This window comes from Deltaproteobacteria bacterium (assembly GCA_016874735.1).
Taxonomy (GTDB): domain Bacteria; phylum Bdellovibrionota_B; class Oligoflexia; order Oligoflexales; family CAIYRB01; genus CAIYRB01.
In genome coordinates, this window is record VGTI01000003.1 from 107,366 (window position 1) to 128,330 (window position 20,965).

Below are 20,965 nucleotides of genomic sequence, written 5' to 3' on the forward strand. Positions count from 1 at the left end.
GCCAAAGATAAATATAACCTATTGTTTTTATATGGTTACGACTGAATTCTGTGGGGCAATAACCAACCAACGCGCAGACATAAGATTCGGGTCCTCATGATTGCTCGCCGTCGTGGCCTTGGGCTATAAGGCTAAGGTCGATAAACTTTTCCGAATTCTGAGGACCTCACGATGACCGAGACCCTTGCCGCAGCCTATGATCCAAATCAGTACGAGGAGAAGCTTTACGACTTCTGGATGCAGCATAAACTATTTCGGGCCGTCAGAGACCCTTCGCGCAAGCCATATACCATCCTGATGCCGCCGCCTAATGTCACCAGCCAACTCCACATGGGCCATGGCACGGGCTACTCGATGCAGGACATTTTAGTCCGTTGGAAACGGATGTCCGGCTACAATGCGCTTTGGCTGCCTGGCACTGATCACGCTGGTATTGCAACTCAGATGATGGTTGAGAAGTCCCTCGAAGCGGAGGGTAAAACACGCCAAGAGCTTGGCCGTGAAGCCTTTACTGAACGCCTTCAAGAGTGGAAAGATAAATATGGTGGGCTGATCCTCAAACAGTTTCGCAGCATGGGATTCTCCTGTGATTGGGATCGACTTGCCTACACCATGGATCCCCAGCTTTCATCGGCTGTCAGACGCATTTTCGTGGATCTCTATAACGATGGTTTGATCTACCGCGGTGAACGACTAGTGAATTGGGATCCGGTACTGAAAACAGCCGTATCTGATGACGAGCTAGATAATCAGGAGATTCAGGGACATCTGTGGCATCTCGTTTATCCGATAGACGGTTCAGATGAGTCCATCACTGTAGCAACGACACGGCCAGAGACCATGTTTGGTGACACCGCCGTAGCAGTAAATCCCACGGATGAACGGTACACGCATCTGATAGGCAAAATTGTGCGGCTACCACTTGTGGACCGACTTATTCCCGTGGTTGCCGACTCCTATGTTAAAAGTGAATTCGGTACCGGTGCCGTTAAGATCACGCCGGCTCATGACCCCAATGACTTCGAGCTTGGGAAAAGGCACGACTTGCCTCGCATCAATGTCATGACCGATGCAGCGACTATGAACGATCAGGTGCCAGAGCGCTTTCGAGGCCTTGCGCGGTTTGCTGCGAGAAAAGAGGTTGTTCGTGCCTTCAAGGAACTTGGCCTTCTCGCAAAAGAGGAGCCCTACAAGACTACTGTCCCAATTTCCGAACGCAGCAAGGAAATCATCGAACCAAGGCTATCCAAGCAATGGTACGTCGCAATGCGCAAGTTGGCGGAGCCAGCAATCGCTGCTGCCAAAGATGGTAAACTTCGCTTCCATCCTGATTTGTGGAAAAAAACCTATCTTCACTGGCTTGAGAATATCCAGGATTGGTGTATTTCAAGGCAGCTCTGGTGGGGGCACAGGATCCCAATTTGGTACTGTCGCGCCTGCCAAGGCACAAGCACCGGCATGACCGACCCTACTGCATGTAGCCACTGTGGTAGCAAGGATCTGCGTCAGGACGAGGATGTCCTCGATACGTGGTTCTCGAGTTGGCTATGGCCAATTTCACCGTTTGGCTGGCCGGATAAAAGTGAAGACCTAGATTACTTCTATCCCACCGATGTACTCGTGACTGCTCCGGAGATCATTTTCCTCTGGGTTGCGAGGATGGTCATGGTTGGGCTCAAAACGCGGGGCGAAGTCCCATTTCGCGACGTATTCTTGACGCCCACAGTCTGCGACAAGCAAGGGCGTAAATTTTCCAAAACACTCGGCAACGGTATCGATCCGCTGCAGGTAATCGCTAAATACGGCACCGATGCAGTTCGTTTCACTGCAGTGCAGCTGGCACCTATCGGTGGGCGTACCCGAATGTCCCCCGAGGATTTTGAGGCTGGCGGCCGTTTCATCAACAAGCTGTGGAATGCCTCACGATTCTTGCTAGGCTACATCAAGCCTGGAGAAAAAATCGCTCCGCTTGACCCGAAGTCCGTAGGCCTCTCGGGCCAATGGCTGCTAAATGAATTGGCCGAAGCGGCTGATCGTATTGACAAGGCTCTAAACTCTTACCGCATAAACGACGCCGCAGATCACGTGTACCATCTCATTTGGGGTAGCTTCTGCGATTGGGGTCTAGAGACTGCCAAGAGTGCTCTTGCCGGTGCAGACGAAAAAACTAAATCATCGACCATTTCGCTGTTGGTTTACGTACTTGACGGTATTTTGAGGCTAGCAAGCCCGATCATGCCTTTCGTTACCGAAGAAATTTGGCAAAAGCTGCCTAACCATCCGGATTGGGATCGTCCGGTTAGTCTGACAGTTGCCCAATTTCCTCATCCATCTAAGCTGAGGCATTTTTCAGAGGCTGCAGGACAATGGGCTCTAGTCCAATCGCTCGTTAGCGAAATACGTTCGGTCCGTTCACAATCTGGCATCGCTCCCAAACTTCCACTGAAAGCGTTCGTCAGGACGTCAAGCGACCTTGCTGGACTTTTTGAGGGTGCTTCTACCGATATCTGCCGCTTAGCAAGTTTAGGCGAATTAAGTTCCGGGCCCGAGGTTACACGGCCTGGAAAAAGTTTGGCTGCCGTGGGGCGCGGGTTCGAAGCGTTTATACCGGCTGACGGCATCATCGATATTGCGAAGGAGCAGGCTCGCCTTAAAACCGAGGTTACTCGTATTAGTAAAATTTTGGCAGGGATCGAAGCCAAACTCGCAAATCCCAACTTTACTGATCGAGCGCCGACAGAGGTACTGGAGCAGACCAAAGCTCAGCGCGACAATATGCGCTTCCAATTAGAAAGCTTGCAAAAAAATCTGGAAACCCTCGCATGACCACTGAGGGCATTCAGAGCAGACGCTCCATCTTCAAGGGGGCGTCTGCTGGTTCGCTGATGCGACTTTTAACTGGGAAAAAACTTCTGGAGGCAGTGACTTCTTGAGATCAGCGATGATTTCCCACATGGGAATCGCCATATTGAAGTCGTCTTTCCCCCCCCAGTGCAAGGCCACGACAAAACCTGAGTCTGTATCCATCATAGGAGATCCGCTCGACCCCCCTTCCGTGTCACAGGTGTGGGTGATAGTTTGACGCTCCTCAATCAACTCTGGAACTAAAGTACGCAGAGCACACTGGGTGCCGCGATCGACCTCTTTAAATCTAGCTCCTGGATGTCCAGCCATAAACATGGGTTTACTAGTCTCTAATGCTCCACTCCAAAGTGTCGCCACTGGAAAACTGTTAAGTGGAGGTGCTTTAACCGCACCCTCATCGCTACTGGTGCTAGCAACCGTACCGTTGCTTGACGCATCGTCAGCGGACCTTGGAGAAAAACCGGCAGATCTTACGCGAAATAGGGCATAGTCATAAGCCACATTCTTGGCAACTAGCTCTTTGCAGCGAACAATCAGCTGCTGACGCGGAGCAACAGACTTCTCAAAAGCCAAATGAAACTGAATCCCCTCGCAAGTCTTGTAGTCTGAGCAGTGATAATTTGTGAGGAAAAGATCAGGCCCTACACGCACGCTCGTACAGTAGCCTATACCATCCAAGGTCTCGAGCCGCGCCACTACCCTAGCATCGTCGTACATGCGGCTACCTAATGTATTCTCTATAGGCTCGAGCTCACTTGGGCCTATGACTCGTCGCTCGTGTTGCCACGGTAAATCATCAGCCACAGCCCCGTTTGGGGCATAGCCGATTGTGGCAATCAGTACAACGAATCTCAGAAACATCAAGATTCCTTTAGCATCGTGAGCCAGCTTAGTGTCTCTAAGGTTCCCTGAACACGGCAAAACTCAGGTACCCTTAAGCTCCTGCAGACCGACTTTAATAGTTGCTAACGCCTGCATCAATAGCGCTCTTGGAATATTTAAAGAAGGGGTGACACTCAGACTCTCGCCCCTTGGCCCGCTGGCTAGTGCAATGATACCTTTGGATCGCAGCAGGTCCATAAATTTTGCGCCTAACCCTGCGTCTACAAGTTCGATTACAATCATTAGCCCGATGCCGCGTATTTCTCGCACTAACCCATGATCCTTGAGTTCAGTTCTAAGCCACCTTAGTGCTTCCTGCCCGAGATTACTGGCCCGTTCAACCCATCCTCCTGCGTGAATCTCCCGTAAAGTAGCCAGGGCTATGTCACATGACAGCGGGTGTCCAAAAAATGTTCCGGTATGGATTGCTTCGCCGGTACTGCTTGGCCAAGCCGCCATGACGGCATCGGTACCGACGCAAGCGGAAATGGGAAAGCCCCCGCCAAATGCTTTACCTAAGCACAGTAAATCACAGGGCACGGTTTCCCCGAAGGTATACTGTCCAGTCCGACCTAATCCTGTGAAGACCTCATCGTAAATTAGCAGGGTCCCAAATCTATCACATTCACGCCGTAGTATTTGGAGCCACTCAACCCCAGCTTCACGACATCCCGTGCGACCCTGTACCGGCTCGACCAAAACTGCCGCGATATCACCAGATGATAAAACTTTTGCCAACTCTTCGCTGTCACAGCGAAAGGGCAAAGAGACAACCCTATCTTCGCGAAGGAACCCCCTGAAAGGCGCACGAAAATCGGCTCTCTCGGTCAGCGGAAGGATCCCAATATCCAGACCGTGGTAACTACCCCCAAACACAACAAATCGACTACGACCAGTCGCCAACATTGCCGACTTAACCGCTAACTCAACGGCTTGCGAACCCGTTAGAGCTAAAGCTGCAACTTGAAGCGTTGGAGGCATCAACGAAGGAAGGTATTTTAAGAGTTCGACCTTGGCCGCCGAACTGTAAACGTCACCCATACCGTGGGTGATCAAAGGGGCTTTTGTTCCAGGAGCCACATGGAGACGCTCGGTCAGTACATGAATGTGGGCGTCAGGATTGTGGCCCAAGGCTAATGCGCCAAAACCCGCGCAGAGATCGATGTATTCCTGCCCTTCGACGTCATAAACAAGTGACCCCTTCGCCCTGTGCATCACCAACGCTGGATCTCGCGCCGGATAGGTTGCATCTGGACATTCAACCGCCTTTAATTGGGATAACATTTCATCGTTGCGCATCATTCAAACACCCTTGGCTCTGGGCCCCCAGATGTACTTATGCTGCTGCAGCTGCATGCGACAACGCATTGGCCGCTCAAGTATCCAGGCAGCTAAATCCTTCGGTGCAACGTGCCCCCAGGCACAGGAGAATAAAATCTGAAAACGGTCGTCCAAATGATGTTTTTGAACTTCCTCAAGCGCCCAATCAAAATCTGAGCGGCTTGCTACGACAAATTTAATCTCGTCGCTGGACTTTAGTCGCCCAAAATTTGCGACTAAGTTCCGAGAGGTCATTCCACTGTCTGGACACTTCCAGTCCATGATGATGTGGGTCTCTTGAGGTAAGACTCCTACGTCCTCCGATCCACTTGTCTCACAGAGTAACTTGAAACCCTCAGCTACGAGTCGCGTGGCCAAAAGGGCGGCTCCTGGCTGAGCCAATGGCTCCCCTCCAGTCAACTCTACTAAAGGAACTCCAAGCCGTTTGACCTCATCAATAATCGCTTGAATCGACCAAGCCGTCCCACCTTTAAAAGCGTAGGCTGTGTCACACCACCGGCATCTTAGCGGACAACCCGTCAGCCTAACAAATGTACATGGAATGCCCGCAAACGCGGACTCTCCTTGAATGCTCGCGTAGATCTCGGTAATGGTTAGCTGGTCTAATTCATGCACGGTGACACCTTGGACTCACGAATTTCAATCTCAGACAGTCGGACAGATCGTCGCATTTTGCTTTCGGGCGATGTTTGGCGGCTGGCTATCACTAGTATCAAAGGCACTTGGCGACAATCTAATCTGCTACTGTGGATCGGCTTGATCGTCCCTCAATTGTCTCTCAACCTTTGGCTTGACCTCACCAGTCTTCCTGTTGTGGACGAGCTCCGCGCGTTGTTTACCTCGAAATGGGGGGCTTCGGGAAGTCCACTTATACTCGGTGAACTTCTTGGTCCTGCTGCCCACTATTTTTGGCGGCTTGGGCTACTTGCATTGAGTACAAGTTTAATTGGTCTTTCCAGTTACTTAGGGATAATTCAAACCCAAGTGGACTACCTCCGCAACCAACCACCTCGCGGCGCATTTGCGGCATGGTTGAAAGGGTTGCGGCGCTCCATACAAACCTCTATCATTTTGTTTTTGCTGTGCTTTTTTGTTTTGTTGGCCGGACAAGTGATGATTGTACCTGCTTTGCTCATTGGCGTGTTGGGGCTGATGATCCCGACCATCTTGATGTGTGAAGAAAAAGGCATTGGTCATGCACTTAGGTCGGCCTTGTTGATTCGTTACATCCGCGGTACCCGCCTGTCGGGTTGGTCAGTGATCTTCAACATAATGAGTATCGGGGCGTTCCTTTACGGCACCATGGCTGCAACGGGACTCTTGGCAGAGCTCATTCTCGGACTTGACGAGGTCGTTGGATTATCACGCGGCCTCTGGGATCTAAGAGTAGGTGGCTCCGGGTTATCCGTCATATACCTAGTTGTCTCATTCTTTGAGCCAATCCTTAGTATGACCTGGCTTAGCTTGATTCCAGCATTAACAACTTCACTGTACTTTATAGTCCGGCGCGACGATGAAGGCCGGACCATTGCTCAGGTATAGTACTGACCAACTCCGCGTCTAGCAGTTGCTTTAGTTGTTGGGGCAAGGTTTGGGAAAGGTGCTCTGCGCACAAAGGACCAGATATGATGCCTCCAACAATTTCATTGAGTCCCGTCAAAAAGCTGCTGTGGCTTCGACCTCGGCGGTATTCAGGCTCTCTGCTTGGATGCTTCAAATACTTGTCGATGACGTCAACCTGACAATCAACAAGGATAGATGCCTGATAAAGCAAATAGTTACGACTCCGAAACAGCGATGTACCGGCAACCTTAAGATCCCCGTGCACAATGTCACTGAGGCCACTCTGCCCCAAAGCGTTAAGCTCCGGCCAACCTGAGCCCAGTGCCGCAATGAGAGCCCTATTAACGAGCTCAAAATAAAACTTATTTTGGAAGGGCTGCTTTACCCAACATCCAAGGCTCACGACCGCACATCCTGGATGCAAAACTACAGTGCCACCACCGCCATATCGCTTCAGAACGGGAACTCCGTCCAAAGCGCAATTCGGGGTGTCTACCTCTACCTCAGCAGCATTACTTGCCCCCAACACCACCATAGAGTCGGTAGGCACCCAACAGTGAAGCGCTAGATCTTCGTCGCAGCGACGCAAAATTTCATCGTCAATCCACAATTGCACGCTCCTTGATCGACTGATTGGTACAAAGAGTCAGCGCCCCTGACATGGGGTCACCCTCGAAGTCCTTGAGCTGCTTACCGATCATGTCTAGGAAATCACGCATTGACGGACCCCCCATGCATTTGCGCAAACGATCGAACGACTGAAAGTCGGGATTGTAGAGCGATGCACTCATGATAGAGGCATTGTTCCAAATCTCCGAGCCAACCAAATCCACCTGTTTGAAGTTTGGCTTCAAGGGTGTTTTTTGGAAGTCACTCAGAATTTCAGCTTTCCGCCTCAAAATCTGCTCCACGGGCATCGATGCGTTATCGTAAAGAGTTTGGAGTTCACGCCTAAGCGCCTCCAACCAGGCTGAAAACAGCTCTTTGTCCTGCCGTCTGAGGTCATATGCAATTAATGCAGACTGATCGCCTTGATCTTGAAGATATTGACGTGTCAAAACCACTGCTACATATTCCGCAAGGTTCTCATTAAAGGCGGCCGCATGCGGCACCCAGAGTGTTCTATGAGTTAGCTCATGGAAAAATAAATGCGCCAATTCAGCGTCCCGACGCTGCAGCATGCTGCTGAAGATCGGGTCATCGAACCAACCCAAACTAGAAAAAGCTCCCGCGCCGCCAAGTGCAACATCAAGACCTCGGGAGGCCAAACGCTCCGCCTCGGCATCCCGCTCACCTTTGTCATAGTAGCCGAGATATGGGACTCGACCCACGATGGGAAACCACCACGTAACGAGCTCAAGTTTGGTGGGTTCCGCCGCCTGTACCAAATAGGACACGACTGGCTGCTGAGTCTGTATGTAGTGATCGTAGGCACCATCTACATGCAGACGCTCACGCCCGGCGTATGCCAAAATACTCTTAACCTTTTGCAACTTATTGCGGGTCTCGACCGGAGTTGCTTGGTCCCTCAACACTTCCTCAATCGGTCTACTGGAACTCAGCAATCGGCCTTGGTGCCAAGCTTGCCGGGAAACATAGCACCCCGAGCAGAGTACGATCGCCAATGAGATGGCTATTACCCTACTCCCGAGATTAATGCCGAGATACTGAACCGATGGATTCAACTTCTGGCCACCGCCAAAACCAGCGAGCAGCTACTACCATCGATCTCGACTACCGCAGTCTCAGTCGACTCCCTTTTTTCACAGGTTGAAACCTCGAGCTCAGTGGCGAGAGTTTCCCGCTTAATATACTCCGCAAAGGCCCTCGCGGCGGCGGCCAACGTCAACTCTGCTGCAATTCTTAGAACAATTCTATCTGAGACCTGCAGCCCAGAGTCTTTCCTAAGTCTCTGAATGCGATTGATAAGCTCACGCGCCAATCCCTCCTGCACAAGCTCGGGGGTTAGCTTAGTATCAAGCAAAACCGTCACGCCATGTTCGGTTGCAATCAATCGCCCGTCTTTGGGCCCACGATCGATCAGGAAATCTGCCTCGGTCAAGTCGTGGCCGAGGACCTTGACGCTCCCTTGTTCTTCAAGGTGAGTAAGCAACTCTACTACCCGCTGGGGCTCTTTATTGAGCTGCTCAAGATGCTGTCGCATGGCGTTTAACTCTTTGCCAATCCTCGGACCCAGAGTTTTTAGATTGGGCTTCAGTGATAGAAGAACAAAATTAGCTTCATCCGTGGAGAACAGCACCTCCTTGATATTCAACTCGCCGCGCAAAAGCTCCGCTCCCCGCTCAATCGCGTCACGGTCAGCAGATTTGCGGGTGATCACTAACATCGAGGGAAGCACCTGACGGGTCTTGATCTGGTGTTTAGCCCGCAGGCTACGCCCTAAATTGCTGGCGCGACGCAGAAGGTCCATGCGCCCCTCGAGTTCACGATCAATGAGCTCTTTATCACCAAGTGGGATGTCACACAGGTGAACGGATTCTGGTAAGGCTTCGAATCCGGCAGTCAAGTTCTTATAGATGCGATCCGCGATGAAGGGCGCGAATGGTGCAAATACCTTGGAGAAACCAAGTAGTACATAATAGAGGGTTTGATACGCCTGCTCAGTATCAGCTGCCGATACATTGGTAGCCGTGGTCGACTCGTCGTCGGTGCCCCAAAACCTTTTGCGACTGAGTCGAATATACCAGTTGGTCAAGTCCTCAATAAAATCAAGTACTTGTGGCACAACATTGTACAATCGATAATGATGCATTTGTTCGTGAACGCGCTGACACAAAGTATGGAAGCGCGAGATGATCCATCGGTCGATCTCACTGTCTACGGCTGGCACCACACCCGATGCCAGTTCTTTGGAAGGCTGCCAATGATCTGCTACTGCGTAAGTCGTTAGGAAGCTGTGAGCGTTCCATAATGGCAGCAGTACAGCTCTTGTCGTGTCACGCACGCCCTGATCGGAAAAGCAGAGGTCCCCCGCTTTTAGGACCGCAGAGTTGAGCATGAACAAGCGGACACTATCAGCCCCAAACCTGCCGAGCAGAGTCTCTGGAGGGGTATAGTTCTTTAGACGCTTCGACATCTTTTTGCCGTCTTCGGCCAGTACCATGCCGTTTACGACAACATTCTTAAACGCGGGCTCATTGAACAAAGCGGTCGACAACACACTTAGGGTGTAAAACCAGCCTCGCGTCTGATCGAGACCCTCGGCAATGAAGTCAGCCGGGAATCGTTGGTGAAACCGATCTTTGTGTTCAAAAGGGTAATGAATCTGAGCATAAGGCATTGATCCTGACTCAAACCAACAATCAAACACTTCGGGGATACGGCGCATTTGACCGGCGCACTTTTGACAGGCGAAAGTCAGCCGATCAATGTGGTGTATGTGCAGATCGTCAACTTTAGTCTTTGTTCGTGCCTCGAGATCCGCAACGCTACTCATGACTTCCATATGGTCTGAGTGCTCACTACAAATCCAAATTGGTATAGGGGTACCCCAGAAACGATTCCGACTGATCGCCCAGTCACGCGCGTTCTCTAGCCATTTGCCCATACGCCCATCACGTAAGTGTTCGGGCACCCAGTTGATGCGCTGGTTGTTTGCAATCAGGCGATCTTTAATCTTTTCGACTGCCACATACCAAGTCTGAATTGCCTTGTAGATGAGCGGTGTATCAGTCCTCTCACAGAAGGGGTAGCTATGCAGCAGCTGCTCATTGCGTAATAGTTGCTTCGAGTCCCTTAACCGCCGGATGATTTCTTTGTCAGCATCTTTGACGAAACTGCCCGCATAGTCTGCGATCTCGGACTTGAATCTACCTTCCTCGTCAACAGGGTCAACAAGGGTAATTCCATGGGCTCTACATACGCGGAAGTCGTCCTCACCATACGCCGGAGCCTGATGCACTACCCCCGTACCATCATCGGTTGTTACATAATCATCAACCAGGATCCGGAACGCCCCGGGATGTTCTTTAAAGTACGGAAACAATGGCTCGTAGTGCTTGCCCGCCAACTGGCTGGCAGAGATGTGAGCAACAACGTCGAATGGTTGTGCTCCAGCGTCCTTGCCGCCTTTCTTATAGAGAGATGCAAGCCGGGCCTCGGCAAGGTAGTAGTGCTCCCCTGACTCATGGTCGCGAACCTTGACGTATTGGATCTTCGAACCAACGCAAAGCGCTAAGTTTGAGATCAGCGTCCACGGTGTCGTCGTCCAGGCAAGAATAAAGGCATCCTCGTCCTTCAGCTTAAACTTGACCGTGATGGCTGGATCTTGCACATCCTTGTAGTTTTGGTTTGCTTCAAAATTCGAAAGTACTGCCGTGATTCTAGGTGAATAGGGCACTACTTTAAAATCTCGGTAAACGAGACCTCGCTTGTATAGCTCAGAAAGAACCCACCAGACCGACTCCATGAAACTTTTATCCATGGTGCGGTATTGATTCTGCCAGTCTACCCAGCGACCTAGCCGCGTGATGGTCCTTTCCCACTCCACCGTGTAAGCCTGGACCGAGGCACGACAAGCTTCATTGAACTTGTCCACCCCCATCGCAAGTATGTCGGCACGACCTTTGAGATTGTCTCGCTTCTCAATTTCGTACTCCACGGGTACCCCGTGACAATCCCAGCCAAAGCGGCGATCAACGTAGTACCCCCGCATCGTCCAGTACCTTGGTACCGTGTCCTTGATCGTATTTGCCAACAGGTGTCCGTAATGAGGAAGTCCGTTGGCAAATGGGGGCCCGTCATAGAACGTAAATTCTTTAGAACCACGTCTTTGACTCATGGACTCCGCAAATGTGTTGCGCTCTTGCCATTCCGCCAGCAACTCTGTTTCCATCTGCGGAAAGTTCACGTCGGACGTGACCGCTTTCATCTCTTTAACCTCGACTAATGACTGTTAAGGTGGGAGTAACTCACCGTATAGAGGAACTGGAGACATACCCCATAACCGGCTAAATTGGCTACCAATGCGCATTGATAATTTACAGAAATCTTTTGGCTCCAAGGTGTTATTTGCTGATGCAACCTTTCACTTCCCCGCCGGTGAGCGCATCGCTCTTGTCGGGGCGAATGGCGCCGGAAAGACCACTCTACTCAATATTATCTGCGGCTTAGAGTCCGCCGATGATGGGCGGATTGTGCTCGCATCCGGGACAACTTTAGGCTACCTGCCTCAGGAGCCAAACGCCTCCCCGGCGACCTCTGTAAAAGAGGAATGCATGGCCGGGTCGACCAAACTGACCGCATTACGCGACACGATGGAACAGGCCCTTGCCACCATGAATGCCACAAATGACGCGTATGCTATCGGTGCCTACGAAAAAGCGGAGGCCGCTTTCCGCTTGGAGGGAGGCTACAGCCTTGAGTCCAGAGCCACAGGGATACTTGCTGGACTCGGGTTCCAACAATCGGAATTAGTCAAAGACCCTAGGTCTCTATCAGGGGGGTGGCGCATGCGGTTGGAGCTAGCTCGCCTATTCCTGCGCCAGCCAGACTTCTTGATCCTCGACGAACCTACAAACCACCTGGATCTCCCCAGCCTGGTCTGGGTTGAGAGCTATTTGCGTAGTTTCGCCGGTACGGTACTTTTCGTGTCCCATGATCGCTCGCTTTTAAATCGATTGGCAACGATGACATTACATCTGTCTGGTGGCCAGCTCACTCCGTACCGGGGCAACTTCGACGCTTTCCTAACCGCCAGAGAAGAACGCCTCATGCAGCAACAAGCCGAAAGGGATCAGCTACGACGCCGACGTGAGCAAATGGAGCACTTTGTTGAGCGTTTTGGAGCCAAAGCCACCAAAGCCGCCCAGGCCCAATCCCGCGTGAAAATGATCGCCAGAATACGCGAGCTCGAGGACACCCTCCCTACAGAGGGTGACGAAGCAAGTGTGCATTTTTCGATTCCTGCTCCGGGCAAAACTCCAAGAATAGTCTTCAAAATTACTCGTGGGGCTATCGGTTACAATGCCCCCTTAGCGGTAGACATCGACCTTGAGGTGGAAAAAGGGTCCAAAATTGCCATTATTGGTGCAAACGGAATCGGCAAATCCACTTTGTTGCGTACCATCGCAGGCCGCTTGCAGCCGCTTGATGGAGAGTTTGCACTAGGAGAAGGTGTTACACGCGGCTATTTTGCACAGGAACAAACGGAAACTTTGCGTGGCGATGCATCCGTACTAGAGAATCTCATCGCTTACGGTAATATTGGGGAAAAGGACGCCCGTAGCCTATTAGGTGCATTTCTCTTTACCGGCGATGCTGTGTTTAAAAAGGTCAAGGTGCTTTCCGGTGGCGAGAAGAGCCGCGTTGGTCTCGCTTGCGTCTTAGCCCAAAAGTCCGGCCTTCTGCTACTAGATGAGCCAACCAACCACTTAGACATGGCCAGTGTCGAGACATTAGCCGCAGGCCTAGCCGATTACGAAGGCACTGTTATCTTTGTCAGCCACGACAGAGAATTTATCGACAACGTATGCACACATGTGTTCGCTATGCTTCCGGACGGCCGTTCCATGCTTTTCCCGGGCAAGTTGGCTGACTACCAGCGCTTGGCGGAGATTGCTGGGTTTCCAAATGTACTAAAAGTTGACGAAGCCAAAAAAGGCGATGCTAGTACCTCCAACAAAGTTTCTGACAGCAGCAACCAATACGAGCAAATAAAAGAACTAAAAAGAAACCGCCAAAAATTAGAAAGCCAACTAGCTAAATTGGACTCCCAAATCGTCGAATTGAGGACAAAGATCCAACAGCTGGAGAGTGCCATGAGTAGTGAGAGTTCTGATTTTGCAAAAGCGGCAGAACTACACAAAGAGCAGCAAGGCCTCCAAGAAAAGCTAGAGGGACTGGAACTCGACTGGCTCCAAACGGCCGAATCACTTGAGGACACCGTAACCAAATTAAGCGCTCAGGGCCGCACTTGAGGTGTACTGTCAGCTACCAAGCACCTTCATTTCGGCGAGAATTGGAAAATGATCCGAATTGCGGAAACTGGTGTCGACCCTAATACTGCGTACCTCGAGGCCTCGGCAAAAGAGCTGATCAAGAGCTTGTGTGGTTGGTCTGGGGTCATTGGGTATTGGCACATAATTTAAACCAATCTGACTCAGGACATCTGCGACTGCTCGCAGATAACCCGGGGTGAAGGTATTAAAATCACCGGCAAGTATCATGGGACCTCGATGAGTTGGCAGTCGCTCCAGAAGATGCTGCATTTCCTCGATGGCAGCTCGTTTGCGTCGCACCAGAGTTGCGTGAATGTTTATCACCAAAAGGCTCTCATCCATCCCCGCAATCGGATACTTTTTGATGAGCGCAGCCTTCGGTGTTTTAAAAATAGGCTCCGGGTATTTGCAAATGATCCTCTGAGGCTCATCGCAGGTAGGTACTCTTGCCACTGTCATGACACCGTCACGAAGTCCATCCCGTCGCCTATACGAGGCGGCATGCACGGATTCAAAACCTGTTGCGCAGAACATGCTCATGGCATGCCTCGATAGAAGTGCTTCCTGCGTCATCAATATGTCTGAACAGTAACACAGCAATCTGTAATCATGTTCAAACATCAAGCCCCCAGCCCCTTTGCAAAGATTCCAAATGGAGATTCTGAAGCGCTCTGGCGCCAATGCCGCAAGGGCAGGTTGCCCAAGTCTCCAAATTGCCTCATGATCGGGGACGCGCTCGATAGTCCACACCTGTCTCAGACTATCTATGACGGCTCGAAAGGAGCGGCGTGGTTTCTGTTTTGAAACATTAGCTTTAGGCGTCATTATGCGTCACCCAATGAGCCTTACTGTGAGTGCCCGACGGGCGAAACTCGCCAAAGTGGGTACATATGCGATCTGCAACCTCGCGGGCTAGAGCTCTAAATGTCACGATCTGTCCATCATATACGGTAAGAAGAAGCCCACGTCCGCTGGCTCTTTCTCCGACCAAACTCGAGCTGCTCAAATCAGCCCCCCCATGTACCGTGGCCCAGTTGAGGCGAGTCCTTACACTCAAAATATCCTTACGCCTAACTTGCACCCTGAGGTATTGGTTTAGTTGGCTAATTAATTGATCGACCTCAACTTCAGTTGGTCTTGCATACCCGGGGTCTCCGGCATAGAAGTCCACCGGTGAGAGTAAGGCCGTCTGCCCTTCCCATGGGAAAACAGATAATCCGCGGCGCTCCATTTTGGAAATCGGCAAATAAAGGCCAGAGTTAAGACCCAAATTCGGCAGTAATATTTGAGTCGTCTTCAGGTTCAGCCCCCGATGTGTCGGAGCTATGCCGCTGGAATCAAGCAGCTGATTTGCTCGGGCGCCCAGACAATTGACCACATACAACGCGCTCAGTCGCTTTGCCGCCCCGTTTGGTGATCTGATCGTCGCGATCCACCCATCGGCAGACGCTTCAATGCGCTCTACCTCAGTCAAATCGGATACGGTAACACCTAAACTCATTGCCGATTGCAGCACGGCTTTGACCAGAGACTCCTCATCTACAAGACAGCTCCACAACGAATGCGCGCCGAGCAATTGATCGCGCTTTAGATGAGGCACCTTGATAGCCAACTCCGACAATTTAATGCACCTATGTTTAGCTAACCGGTGACGTCCGGCAGCTGCCTCGTATAGGAGCAAACTCAGTTTCGACCAGACTCTTTGCCGTATATCTTCGCTACCAATCGGAATTAAAAACTCCATTGCTTGAATCAGACCCGACATTAGCCCCATCAACAATTGACATTCTTGTAGATCGTCTGAAATTCCGTCGAATTCGATGATTTTTTGCAAAAATCTAAAACCGTCATGAATAAAAACGGGGCTACTGCTAGATGCTTTCTTGTGTATGTGATGTTGCTCTATGATGTGAACGTCACGCCAGCCACGAGTTGCTAGATCATGGGCAACAGCAGTGCCATGTATGCCAGCACCTAGAATCAGTGCGCGTACGCGCTGTGGTAGTTCAACGGCATCTGCCATGTATCGAGCTCCACTCAATTGAAGCTTAATTATGCGTGGACGCAACGACAAGGGACGTACTATAATTTATTGGTGAATCCACTCAAAGTCCACACTGAGAACTTCTGTCGAGGCCCCCATTGAGTAAACCGACGGATGCCAACGCAAAGATAGTCAGTCGCGAAAATCGCTACACATCACATGCCTTGGTCGAATTCCGAAAATTCAAATTCTTACCGCTTGGTATTCATAGTGCCGTGCTTCTTGACATTAGCCTTGGCGGCTTCAAGATTGAACTAACAGGCGACAAAAAAGTCGGCGCAGGGGAGCTATTCTGGCTTCATATACCACTTGCTCCACTTGGCATATACGCTCCAGCTAGGCTCATGTGTCGCGGTGAGTGTCGCTGGTTTGATTCTGAGCGATTCCGCGTTGGTGGGGTTTTCACAGGGCTCAGCAAAACCGAGCGCCTGATCATTGATCAAGTGGTTGAGACATTAAGACAGCGTCGCAGTCCCACGGCATAAACACATGCTTAAAATTTAATCAAACGCTGCCATTCACCCAGCGCCCAACTAAATTTTTGGCTTTTATATTAGCAAGAATGGCACCATTGATGGCACAATATTGCTGCCATCAATGGTGAGCATTTATTTGCCAGCGCAGTCAACTTCGCGTCGAAGTGGGAGAAAGACTCATGACCGTGACCAAATACCGCCGCAGCCTTCCCAAAGGTAACGGCAAGCCGGTAATCGTCGATGGTGTTCGTACAGCTTTTGTCAAGTCATTCGGAGTTTTTGAAGATTGTGATGCCTTAGAACTTTTCAGCCGCGTAGTGGATGGAGTCGTTCGTCGCCTTGAGTTAGACCCTGAGGAGCTTGATGAGGTCTCGTGTGGCGTGGTTGTCCCGCAAACTAAAAACGCTAATGTGGCACGAGACGCCATACTAAATCTCGGACTTCCAGCTCACATTCATGGCGTCACCCTAAATCGAGCCTGCACTAGTAGTCTTCAGACCATCGCTGATGCCGCCCGGAATATTGCATTTGGTAATCCAGGTCTAATCTTAGCGGGTGGAGTTGAATGTCTGAGCGATGTCCCAATTGTTTACTCACGCGAAGCTCGCAAGTTCTTGGTCGCACTCAACAAAGCGCGGACATCGGCATCCAAAATCAACCTTTTAAGAAACTTCAGCGCTAAAGCTTGGTTACCCAAGCCACCCAGTTTGTCTGAACCACTGACCGGGTTCACAATGGGTGAACATGCAGAAATGATGGCGAAAATAAATTTTATTAGCAAAGAAGACCAAGACGCCTTCGCCGTCGAGTCGCATAAAAAAGCCGCCTTGGCGCAAGAAATAGGTCACTTCACTAACGAAGTACTGCCCACATGGCCTGCCCCTAAGTACAGCGCCTGTATAGATAAAGACAACATGGTGCGTGCCGACACCTCTGTTGAGGCCTTAAAGGGTCTGAAACCGGCCTTTGACAAACGCTATGGCACCATCACCGCTGGAAACGCCTCTCCACTCACCGATGGTGCGGCGGTTACCCTCGTTGCAGATGAAGGAAGGGCGAAAAGCCTTGGGCTCAAAGCAAAAGCTCGGATCAAAGACGTCGTATTTGTCGGTGTCGATCCCTACGAGCAGTTGCTCATCGGGCCCGCAATATCGATACCCTTGATACTAAAGAAGAACGGCCTCACTCTGAGTGACATAGATCGATTTGAAATTCATGAGGCTTTTGCTGCTCAAGTTCTCAGTTGCACGAGATCGATAGAATCAGCGGCATTTATGGAGAAACACTTTGGCACGAAACCTCTTGGGCCGTTTCCCATGGATCGAGTCAATGTCAATGGGGGGGCCATCGCCATTGGTCATCCATTTGGCGCGACGGGATCGCGACTTGTCACCACACTCTCAAATGAACTGATCCGCAGTGACAAGAATCTTGGTCTCATTGCCATTTGTGCCGCCGGCGGGATGTCTGGTGCCATGTTGATTGAGCGTATTTGACTACTGAAGGAGACTTACATCATGAGCGATTTTTGGCAAATTGAGCGAGAAGTCGGTAACGTCGCAGTAGTCGTACTCGACACCAAGGGTAAAGATGTAAACGTTCTTTCAGAGCAAGTCCTTCGAGATTTCAACGATGTCTTGGAGAAGCTTGAAAAAGACGCTTCCTTAGCCGGCGTGGTTATAACGAGTGGCAAAAAGGACTTCATCGTTGGCGCCGATATAACTGAAATAAGCGGCTTGGAGTCATCTGAACTTGCGGCTGAGGCATCCCGGCAGATGCAGGCCATCCTCCAAAAAATGGCTGATCTCAAGGTTCCAACGGTGGCAGCAATTCATGGTCAGGCGCTGGGTGGAGGATTAGAACTTGCACTTGCATGTGACTGGCGTATCGCTACTACTGACCCTCGGACTAAGTTGGCACTTCCAGAAATTCAGCTGGGTTTGATCCCTGGTGGGGGTGGTACGCAAAGATTGCCACGTTTGATTGGGATCCAGGCGGCACTGGATATGATCCTGACAGGCAAAAGAGTTGCCGGAAAAAAGGCAGAAAAAATGGGTCTTGTCGATGCGGCAGTACCCAGCCAGATACTACGGGAAGTAGCTATAAAATATGCGGTAAAGCCGCGCGATACACAAAACAACCTGCCACAACTTAAACCAGGCTCTTTGGCGAGCGATCTACCTAAGTGGGCGACCGAAGGCAACTTACTAGGACGCAAGTTGATCTATAAAAAAGCCAAGGAAATGGTCCAAAGCAAAACGCATGGACACTACCCTGCTTCGTTCAAGGCACTCGAGGCTGTATTTGACGGATTTGAGCTTTCACTCGCCGAGGGCCTCGAACTCGAAGCAGACCTTTTTGGTCAGTTAGTTTTAACGCGAGAGAGTCAGAGTTTAGTGCATCTATTTCATGCAACTACTTCGCTTAAAAAACATCGCTATAAGGACGCTGGTCGTGAGCGCTTTGGGGAAAGTCAGGTCCGAAGTTTAGGAGTGATGGGCGCAGGCTTCATGGGGGCTGGCATTGCCACGGTGGCCATCGAAAGAGGAATCCGCGTTAACCTTTCGGACCCTAATAAAGATGCGGTCGGTAGAGCACTTAAACATGCCCGCGACTATTTCCAAAAAAAGGCCGATCGTCGTCGATTAAAATCATTTGAGGTCGGCCAGAAACTTGGTCACTTATCCCCAGATGTGTCTCCTGTAGGATTTAAGACTAACGACATAATCATCGAGGCCGTTTTCGAGGATCTTCGCTTAAAGCAAAAATTACTTAAACAAGTTGAGGAATCAGCCGGAGATAACTTCATCTTTGCTAGTAATACCTCAGCTCTTCCCATCGCAAAAATCGCAGCGGAATCCAAGCGTCCAGACCGAGTCATTGGTATGCATTTCTTTTCTCCGGTCGAAAAAATGCCGTTACTTGAGGTAGTGGTCACAGATAAGACCGCTGATTGGGTTATCGCTCGAACGGCTGAACTTGGCCAAGAGATGGGAAAACAAGTCATTATCGTCAAAGATGGACCCGGGTTCTACACCACTAGGACTTTATCCTTCTTACTAAATGAGGGTTGCCTCATGTTAGAGGAGGGAGCCTCAATAGAAGCTATCGATACGGCAATGATCAAGTTTGGATTTCCAGTTGGGCCCATCGCGCTCATTGATGAGGTTGGCATCGATGTCGGCACTCATGTGTTGGAAACAATCTCTGGGGCATTTCCCAGTCGCCTTATTGCTCCTAAATCACTCACAGCTATTGCCGATAGTGGCCGACTAGGACGTAAAAACAACAAAGGCTTTTATATTTATGAGAACGGGAAGAAAAAAGAGCCAGATCATACGGTTCTGGAGCTAATCCCGCCCCCAGCTAATTCAGAAAAAATGAGCGCTGATGACATTGTAGAGCGCTGTCTACTCGTCTTCGTTAACGAGTCTATTCGATGTTTAGAGGACGGTATCCTAACAAGTCCTTACGACGGGGACGTAGGCGCGGTATTTGGACTGGGATTTCCTCCTTTCTGGGGAGGGCCTTTTAAGTTTGCAGATCATATTGGTGCCGACACTTTAATCAAGCGACTTAGGAAGCTTGAAGATCGTCATGGTGCGCGCTTTAAACCCGCTGAGCTGTTGATCAAGCAGGCTTCAGCCGGCCAGCGGTTTTTCCCAGAAGAAGCTTAAGCAAACTCGGATGACTCACATAAGGGGGGTAGGCCGTCAAATTACTGCCTGCCGCCGTTTTTTTTGTAGGATTTGGAAGACAAAAACGACAACTGTCGCCACCAATGCACCAACCAAATACCCGCCGACCACATCTCCGGGAAAATGGACTCCCAGGTACACCCGGCTAAGTCCGACAAGCAATGTTAAACCGAGTGCTATTGCAGCAGTCGACCTCGACAACATGAAAGTCAAAACGGTAGTGACGGCCATTCCATTAGCGGCATGATTTGATGGGAATCCATAGTCACCGCCACAATACTCGGGGACTAGATGAATTTCCGTCAATTGCTTACACGGACGCATGCGGCTGAAAGCTGGTTTCAATATCTGATAGGTTATCGAGTCTGTTAAAGCTAGCGCTATCAACAATACCAGCAGCACTGTATTCATCCGACTCTTAAACTTGAGAAACAAGGCGATAGCAGCTAGGACACCTATCACTAGCCAGAGATACTTATCCGAGACAACGGACATGATTCGGTCGAGCGCAGGCGAGGCCCAACCAATGTTGATAAAACGGAATAGGCTTTCGTCGAAAGCCAGAGCGACTCGCCACATTAATGGCTCCCAAGCATAGTGTACTCAAGCATACCGACAGCTAGGCCAGCTAGAAAGAGTAATCTCCGACCGGTGAGAACACCTTTTGGAAGAATTCCTGCCTTAGCGGCTCGTCTACGCGCTCGACAGGCAATGACCCCTGGGCAAAATCAAGCCTCGGACTTGCCAGACGTCCCATAACCCTAACTTTCTTGAATATTAACGGTGGTCTTGCGACTTTTTCAATTTTGCTTGGAGCAGTGAATTCTGGCTTTGCCTTAACAACCTCCCCAGATGCCATTGGGGGGTTCTTCTTAGTTGGACTCAGAAGCCGGTAGCTCCTCTGATTGCTCGTGACACTCTGGCCCTTGAGTTGGGCAAGGTCCATGGACCGAGGGGTTTCGCTCTTGGTCCTTGTTGTAACCCAATAGAGACACTGACCGACTGAAGCGATCACGACAAAAAGACCAAAGGTTACGACTAGTAATCGCGCTTTCATGGAACCCCCAACCGGGAAGCGATGCCGCTTTGTCTAGTTGTCGGTTGGTTCCTATCAAAACTTAAGGGGTGGCTAAAATT

The 20,965-nt window shown here is 50.6% G+C and carries 16 protein-coding genes; 6 read left to right on the top strand and 10 right to left on the bottom strand.

Annotated features, from left to right (window positions below):
* Positions 1–171: 171 nt before the first annotated feature.
* Positions 172–2,826, top strand: coding sequence for a valine--tRNA ligase (locus FJ146_03240; protein ID MBM4250960.1), 2,655 nt, complete (start codon positions 172–174; stop codon positions 2,824–2,826).
* A gap of 33 nt (positions 2,827–2,859) precedes the next feature.
* Here the strand turns inward: FJ146_03240 and FJ146_03245 are convergent, their stop codons facing one another.
* The 3 genes from FJ146_03245 to FJ146_03255 form a co-directional block, all read right to left on the bottom strand.
* A complete protein-coding gene (locus FJ146_03245) occupies positions 2,860–3,726 on the bottom strand; it encodes a trypsin-like peptidase domain-containing protein (protein ID MBM4250961.1) in 867 nt (288 codons plus the stop codon).
* A 63-nt stretch (positions 3,727–3,789) separates the two neighbouring features.
* Positions 3,790–5,049 (bottom strand): aspartate aminotransferase family protein, encoded by a 1,260-nt coding sequence (locus tag FJ146_03250; protein MBM4250962.1) that lies wholly within the window; start codon positions 5,047–5,049, stop codon positions 3,790–3,792.
* Positions 5,050–5,703, bottom strand: coding sequence for a radical SAM protein (locus tag FJ146_03255; GenBank protein ID MBM4250963.1), 654 nt, complete (start codon positions 5,701–5,703; stop codon positions 5,050–5,052).
* Positions 5,704–5,712: 9 nt separating this feature from the next.
* On the opposite strand from FJ146_03255, the gene FJ146_03260 reads away from it, so the two are divergent.
* Positions 5,713–6,630 carry a hypothetical protein gene (locus FJ146_03260; protein ID MBM4250964.1) on the top strand — a complete coding sequence of 306 codons (918 nt, stop codon included), beginning with the start codon at positions 5,713–5,715 and terminating at the stop codon, positions 6,628–6,630.
* Here FJ146_03260 and FJ146_03265 read toward each other — a convergent pair.
* From FJ146_03265 to FJ146_03275, 3 genes are read right to left on the bottom strand one after another with little or no spacing between them, the layout of a single operon-like run.
* Positions 6,584–7,261, bottom strand: coding sequence for a hypothetical protein (locus tag FJ146_03265; GenBank protein MBM4250965.1), 678 nt, complete (start codon positions 7,259–7,261; stop codon positions 6,584–6,586). The genes FJ146_03260 and FJ146_03265 overlap by 47 nt on opposite strands.
* Positions 7,251–8,366, bottom strand: coding sequence for a hypothetical protein (locus tag FJ146_03270; protein MBM4250966.1), 1,116 nt, complete (start codon positions 8,364–8,366; stop codon positions 7,251–7,253). The genes FJ146_03265 and FJ146_03270 overlap by 11 nt, the downstream gene beginning before the upstream one ends.
* A complete protein-coding gene (locus FJ146_03275) occupies positions 8,333–11,542 on the bottom strand; it encodes an isoleucine--tRNA ligase (GenBank protein MBM4250967.1) in 3,210 nt (1,069 codons plus the stop codon). Before FJ146_03275 ends, FJ146_03270 begins: the two co-directional genes overlap by 34 nt.
* A gap of 94 nt (positions 11,543–11,636) precedes the next feature.
* Between FJ146_03275 and FJ146_03280 the strand changes: the two genes are divergently transcribed.
* Positions 11,637–13,589, top strand: a complete 1,953-nt coding sequence (locus tag FJ146_03280) for an ABC-F family ATP-binding cassette domain-containing protein (GenBank protein ID MBM4250968.1) — start codon at positions 11,637–11,639, stop codon at positions 13,587–13,589.
* 9 nt (positions 13,590–13,598) lie between these two features.
* On the opposite strand, the gene FJ146_03285 is transcribed toward FJ146_03280, so the two are convergent.
* Together FJ146_03285 and FJ146_03290 are read right to left on the bottom strand one after the other, a co-directional pair.
* Positions 13,599–14,435 carry an endonuclease/exonuclease/phosphatase family protein gene (locus tag FJ146_03285; protein ID MBM4250969.1) on the bottom strand — a complete coding sequence of 279 codons (837 nt, stop codon included), beginning with the start codon at positions 14,433–14,435 and terminating at the stop codon, positions 13,599–13,601.
* Positions 14,425–15,633: an FAD-dependent oxidoreductase gene (locus tag FJ146_03290; GenBank protein ID MBM4250970.1), complete on the bottom strand. Its 1,209-nt coding sequence runs from the start codon at positions 15,631–15,633 to the stop codon at positions 14,425–14,427. The genes FJ146_03285 and FJ146_03290 overlap by 11 nt, the downstream gene beginning before the upstream one ends.
* Positions 15,634–15,737: 104 nt before the next feature.
* Between FJ146_03290 and FJ146_03295 the strand changes: the two genes are divergently transcribed.
* The 3 genes from FJ146_03295 to fadJ all read left to right on the top strand — a co-directional run bounded on the left by FJ146_03295 (position 15,738) and on the right by fadJ (position 19,807).
* The gene (locus FJ146_03295) at positions 15,738–16,139 is read left to right on the top strand and encodes a PilZ domain-containing protein (GenBank protein ID MBM4250971.1); all 402 of its coding nucleotides are present in this window, start codon (positions 15,738–15,740) and stop codon (positions 16,137–16,139) included.
* 170 nt (positions 16,140–16,309) lie between these two features.
* Positions 16,310–17,626 carry a thiolase family protein gene (locus FJ146_03300; protein ID MBM4250972.1) on the top strand — a complete coding sequence of 439 codons (1,317 nt, stop codon included), beginning with the start codon at positions 16,310–16,312 and terminating at the stop codon, positions 17,624–17,626.
* 21 nt (positions 17,627–17,647) lie between these two features.
* On the top strand, positions 17,648–19,807 hold the full coding sequence (gene fadJ, locus FJ146_03305) for a fatty acid oxidation complex subunit alpha FadJ (protein ID MBM4250973.1): 2,160 nt from the start codon (positions 17,648–17,650) through the stop codon (positions 19,805–19,807).
* Positions 19,808–19,843: 36 nt separating this feature from the next.
* Here fadJ and FJ146_03310 read toward each other — a convergent pair whose 3' ends face one another.
* Together FJ146_03310 and FJ146_03315 are read right to left on the bottom strand one after the other, a co-directional pair.
* Positions 19,844–20,407 carry a phosphatase PAP2 family protein gene (locus FJ146_03310; protein MBM4250974.1) on the bottom strand — a complete coding sequence of 188 codons (564 nt, stop codon included), beginning with the start codon at positions 20,405–20,407 and terminating at the stop codon, positions 19,844–19,846.
* Between the two features lie 49 nt (positions 20,408–20,456).
* A complete protein-coding gene (locus FJ146_03315; GenBank protein MBM4250975.1) occupies positions 20,457–20,885 on the bottom strand; it encodes a hypothetical protein in 429 nt (142 codons plus the stop codon).
* Between the last annotated feature and the right edge of the window lie 80 nt (positions 20,886–20,965).